General features: G+C 43.4%; 1 pseudogene. It reads left to right on the plus strand.

Going from position 1 to position 1,261, the window contains the following annotated elements:
• The first annotated feature begins 14 nt into the window (after nt 1–14).
• Nucleotides 15–1,212 (plus strand): annotated as a pseudogene (locus SMIDD26_RS01760) (phosphoglycerate kinase).
• Nucleotides 1,213–1,261 lie beyond the last annotated feature (49 nt).

Here is a 1,261-nt window from a genome sequence, read left to right on the forward strand (position 1 = left end):
GGGGTTTTTGTAACATGGCAAAACTTACTGTTAAAGACGTTGACTTGAAAGGTAAAAAAGTACCTCGTTCGTGTTGACTTCAACGTACCATTGAAAGATGGCGTAATCACTAACGACAACCGTATCACAGCAGCTCTTCCAACGATTAAGTACATCATCGAACAAGGTGGACGTGCAATTCTTTTCTCTCACCTTGGACGTGTGAAAGAAGAAGCTGATAAAGCTGGTAAATCACTTGCTCCTGTAGCAGCTGACTTGGCAGCAAAACTTGGCCAAGACGTTGTTTTCCCAGGTGTTACTCGTGGTGCTGAATTGGAAGCAGCTATCGACGCTCTTGAAGATGGACAAGTTCTCTTGGTTGAAAACACTCGTTACGAAGATGTTGACGGCAAAAAAGAATCTAAAAACGATCCTGAACTTGGTAAATACTGGGCATCACTTGGAGATGGTATCTTCGTAAACGATGCATTCGGTACAGCTCACCGTGCACACGCATCTAACGTTGGTATCTCAGCAAACGTTGAAAAAGCAGTTGCTGGTTTCCTTCTTGAAAACGAAATTGCCTACATCCAAGAAGCAGTTGAAACTCCAGAACGTCCATTCGTGGCTATCCTTGGTGGTTCAAAAGTTTCAGACAAGATCGGTGTTATCGAAAACTTGCTTGAAAAAGCTGATAAAGTCCTTATCGGTGGTGGGATGACTTACACATTCTACAAAGCACAAGGTATCGAAATCGGTAACTCACTTGTAGAAGAAGACAAATTGGATGTTGCGAAAGCTCTTCTTGAAAAAGCAAACGGTAAATTGATCTTGCCAGTTGACTCAAAAGAAGCTAACGCATTTGCTGGCTACACTGAAGTGCGTGACACTGAAGGTGAAGCAGTTTCTGAAGGCTTCCTTGGTCTTGACATCGGTCCAAAATCTATCGCTAAATTTGACGAAGCTTTGACTGGTGCTAAAACAGTTGTATGGAACGGACCTATGGGTGTATTTGAAAACCCAGACTTCCAAGCTGGTACAATCGGTGTGATGGACGCTATCGTGAAACAACCAGGCGTTAAATCAATCATCGGTGGTGGTGACTCAGCTGCCGCAGCGATCAACCTTGGACGTGCAGACAAGTTCTCATGGATCTCTACTGGTGGTGGAGCATCAATGGAACTTCTTGAAGGTAAAGTTCTTCCAGGACTTGCAGCCTTGACAGAAAAATAAGACTTTATAAACAAATCAAAGAAGAGGGGAATGAAGGTTCCTCTTTTCT

Origin of the sequence: Streptococcus mitis, assembly GCF_001579035.1 — a bacterium.
Taxonomy (GTDB): Bacteria; Bacillota; Bacilli; order Lactobacillales; family Streptococcaceae; genus Streptococcus; species Streptococcus mitis_J.